Raw genomic sequence first — 4,239 nt, forward strand, 5'->3', positions numbered from 1 at the left:
CGCACTCGCTGCTGTGCCGAGGTCGGCCGCGATCGCGCGGGTCTGCTCACTCCTGCTCACTAATCAGGAACGGTACGAAACACCCTGGCTCCTCTTTGTCTGGGTGGTCTGGGTGGAACTGCTGATGCGCTGCGTCCGTCGCGTCATCGTCACAGCGCCCCTTCGCGGCCCATGTTTCGGGTCCAATCCGCCAGCAGCTCACGGTCGTAGTTCTCCTGGCGCATCCGCAGATCCGTGTAGATGAGCATCTGCAGTGTGCGGAAGTATGCGATCAGGAATGCGATGGCGATCGCATACAGCACCGGGTTGAACATGATCACGAGGCCGATCACCAGCAGTGGCACGGCACACACCGCCCAGAAAAGGTGAATCGCCAGCAGCCGGCCCCACAACGGTTTGCACAGCTGCATCGAACGCTTGAGGGAGTCGACGACTCCACGCTCCTCGATTACCAGGACGATCGGCGACATGCTCCACAGGATTCCGAGCACGAAGAAGAACACAAAAGTCGCCAGCGTCACCAGGTAAAAGGCGGGGCTCGTGGCGCCCGCGAGCAGCGACGTAAGCCCGGTGAGCAGGAACTGCGGAACGCAGAAGATCGCGTAGAACGTCAAGGTCAATCGGCAGACCGCGAAGATGCGCTTCTTCGCCAGGCGCAACACCTCACCGAAGCGCACCGGTTCGCCGCGCACCGCCTTATCGGTGGCGATCACCGTCAGAACGATCAGCAGCGCATCGGCCGGCAGCGCAATAACGCACGACATCGCGATGAACACCAGCAACATCGCGATCATGGTGGCCGTCCCACCCGTGGTCGTCGCCATGAACACACCGCCCGACATCGCCGACGACGCGTGGAACAAGATCTGGTACATCACGAAAAGGATGGCCCCGAAGGCGAGCACGAAGCCCACAAGAATCACCAATGGGATGCCCAGCAGCGTCGGCCAGTTCTTCAGAACGACCTTGACCGCGCCGCCGAACAGTTCCGGAATGCTCATGGCACGCAACGGGACCACCGGCTCTGCGTCGCCGACCTCGGCAGCGCGAGCATGCTGTGTCGGCGCCGCCAGCCGCCGTCGCACCAGGAACTCTTGAATGTCGGCGGGCCAGCCGATGTGATTGGTCCGCGTGTACCAGGCGGCGGCAGCGCAGCCGACGGCCGTCAGCCAGAAACTGATACCCGGCAGGAACAGCAGCGCTAGAACCACCCACAGGCCAGTCAGAATCCACAGCGCGTAATGCGGCTTGAAGTCGAAGAGCATGTCCCCCGGTGTCACGTGGGCCGGGGCCGCCGCACCTTGCGGCACACGCGGTGCCGGCGCCGGAGGCCGGGGTGGTGGCGGCGCCGGACGAGGAGCTGGCTGCGGCGCCGGACGCGGGGGTGTCACGTGGGCGGCGGGTGGCGGAGCTGGCGGCCGCTGCTGTCGGCCGGAACCGCCATACGTGGTGCCGGCGCCGAAGCGCTGCGATGACTCGTCGAGCAATCGCCGCGTCCGCGACGAATCCGCCGGTGGCGGCTGCGGCACCCCGGAGTCGGGTGATGCCCGGAAGATCTTAGGCTGGTTGTCGCGCGGGGAGTTGGGATCGCTCATGCCACACCGACGTACATCGCCTTGACCACCTTGTGTTCCGTGAGATGACCGTCGGACGGACCGACGATCACGGTCCAGCCGTCCGGCCCCTTTTCGAAGGCCGATTCGCCACCCCAGATGGCGTTCCACCGCGCGCCGTCGCACCCGTACCAACCCACCAAATCCGGTCGCTCGTCGGGGACCGGCCACGAACCGCCGATGCGCGCCCGGCACGTGGTGCCGTCGTCGAGTACCAGCCCGAACGGAATCGGCTCGTCTTCCAGCGGCTCGCGCGGCGTGCTCAACCCCTCCGCGCCGACCAGGTGCAGGACATTCGAGAATGGGTCCTGTAGGCACAGGATGTAAGCACCACTGGTCGGCCAGCAGGCATCGCCGGAGTCGGCCGTCGCGCCACAGAAGCGAACACCATCGGTCACGTCGTAGGGCGACGGTGTGCCGTACGAACATTCGATCGTGTCATTGCGGCGGCTGTCATCCGTGGTCCACCCCTCGTGCGGATCGCCTTCAGCATCAACGGGTTTCAGCACGACGATCTCCGGTTCGGCGCTAGACCCGGCTCCCGTTCCCGCCGCGGACGACGTCGGCTTGCAGCGGCACAGCACGATCGTCTTCACCAGGCCGGAGATCGTCCCGTCGTCGTGGGTGGCGTACCGGTCGACCAGGATCCGGTAGCCGTTGACGGAGTTCTCGTCGGCGCTGGCGCTGTAGATGACGTTGTGGCTGCCGTCGCTGTTCGTCTCGGTCTTGACCGGCTTGCCGTACAGCTCGGTGGCATCGCCAATAGAACTGCCGGGCTTGACGCCATCGATGGTCGAGCCCCCGCCGTGCGGGGCAATGGAATCCAGCACACCGTCGACGAAGGTGAAGTCGCAGTCCACGTAGACCACCGTCACCGTCCCCGTCTCCGATACGTCCGGGAAGTCGGGGTGCAGGGAACGGATGTCGTTCCATGACTGTCCGAGTGAGATGTCCTGGATCCCGGTGGACGTCAACGACTTCTTCGCCTTCGTGACGTCCTGGACGGCGGTCAGCCGCGCCGCCAGTTGATTCGCGTTGGCCGCCTGCACGAACATTCCGCCGGTGACCGACGCGATGCAGTTCAGCTCTGCGCTTGCCGGTCCGTCGGTCTTGAATCCCACCGTCGAGATTGTCAGTCCCGGATGCGACTTCTTGGCCGCCGCGGCCGCATCGCACGGCGGGGCACCACAGGTGTCCTCACCGTCGGACACCAACACGATGGCTTGCGGCGCCCCGTCGGTCGGCAACAGGGACACCGCCCGCTGCAGGGCCAAGCTGATCGGCGTATACCCCGACGCCCGCAGCGCCGAGATCTCGGACCCCATCCTGTCGCGATCCATCGGGCCCAGCGGGATCAGCGTCTTCACGTCCTGGCAGCCGGCGTCCTTCTCCGCCGCCGTCGAGCCGGTGCCGGTGCCGTAGGTCATCAGCGCCATCCTCGAGTCGTCGGGCATCGCGTCGACGAACGCTTGTCCGGCCGCCTTCGCCGCGTCGATCCGCGGCCCCGGCGCGTCGGCTTCGTTCATCGATCCCGACGCGTCCAGGATCAACACCGTTGGCACCGATACCCGATCGGACGATCCCGCACCGCCGGACGACCCGTCCGTCCCGCACCCCGCCAGCAGCACACAGGCGACGGCCAGTGCCGAAACCACGCGTTTGATGGGCGCCACTTCGCCTCCCCACAGCAACTCGGAGTGCGTCGATCCTATCCAGCGTTCGGGCTGGCCCGGTGTCGTTCAAACGACCGACAACGATCCGTTCAGGCAAACGAGGCCGCCCCGGCGTCCTGCCGTGCCTTCGGCCGATGCACCGGCCGTCGGATGAGGAACCAGACCGAATCATCGGAGGTGATGACTTCGATTCCGTCTCCGGGCAGCCGGGCGGAAAGCTCTGCGAGGCTTGGCGATCGGGGGCAGACCACGCTGACGCTGATCCCATCGGGCATCGCGGCGACGACGAGCCGCACCGACGTCGTCGCCTCCGGAAGGATCAGCGCGAGCGGCTCGACCAGGCTGGAGATGTCGACGCCCGTGAGATCTGGTAGCTCACCGGCGACGTCGACCACCACGTCAACCTGCCGCGCCTCCGCGGCGTCGATCAGCGGACGCACCTGCTGCATGAGCGGGTTTTCGAACGTCGTCGCCTGATCGAACAAGCCACGCAGGCGGCGAGATTCGGCTCGGGCGCGACGGCGCAGGCCGTCGTCCACCGCACCCTCGCCGCCCAATTTCTCCAGCAGCGGCACGATGTTGTCGACCAGCTTCGCGTAGCGGCGCTGGTACTCGGCGCGCAGCGCCTGCGCCACGATGTCCTCCAGCACGAGCCGCCGGCGCGTCTGGGTTTCGGCCTGCACGTCGCCGGCGGCGTCGCGCATCAGCCCGTTGAACATCAGCGCAAACAACTGCACACCCAGGATGCTGGCGGTGCCCAGGCCGATGTTCACCAGCGCTTCCGCCGTCGGCACGCGGGTGATCATCGCCAGCGCCCCGACCACCCAGTAGGCCACCAGGATGGCCGCACCCGTCCGGGTGGACAGGCCGAGCACCAGCGGTAGCACACACCAGCCGATGGCTCCTTGCGCCCAGTGATGGTGCCCGCCAACATATTCCGGTCGTAACAGCAG

General features: G+C 66.4%; 2 protein-coding genes and 1 pseudogene. All 3 read right to left on the reverse strand.

Annotated features, from left to right (window positions below):
* Nucleotides 1–149: 149 nt before the first annotated feature.
* A complete protein-coding gene (locus ACRDU5_RS14770) occupies nt 150–1,595 on the reverse strand; it encodes a hypothetical protein (protein WP_526615339.1) in 1,446 nt (481 codons plus the stop codon).
* On the reverse strand, nt 1,592–3,286 hold the full coding sequence (locus ACRDU5_RS14775; protein ID WP_526615340.1) for a vWA domain-containing protein: 1,695 nt from the start codon (nt 3,284–3,286) through the stop codon (nt 1,592–1,594). The genes ACRDU5_RS14770 and ACRDU5_RS14775 overlap by 4 nt, the downstream gene beginning before the upstream one ends.
* Before the next feature lie 89 nt (nt 3,287–3,375).
* Nucleotides 3,376–4,239 (reverse strand): annotated as a pseudogene (locus ACRDU5_RS14780) (ATP-binding protein); the annotation flags it as partial.

It is taken from the genome of Mycobacterium sp. (genome assembly GCF_050701515.1).
Lineage (GTDB): Bacteria > Actinomycetota > Actinomycetes > Mycobacteriales > Mycobacteriaceae > Mycobacterium.

Bases quoted from the DNA above. Each gene is read 5' to 3' on its own strand.
- ACRDU5_RS14770 (WP_526615339.1), bottom strand. From the start codon at position 1,595: ATGAGCGATCCCAACTCCCCGCGCGACAACCAGCCTAAGATCTTCCGG.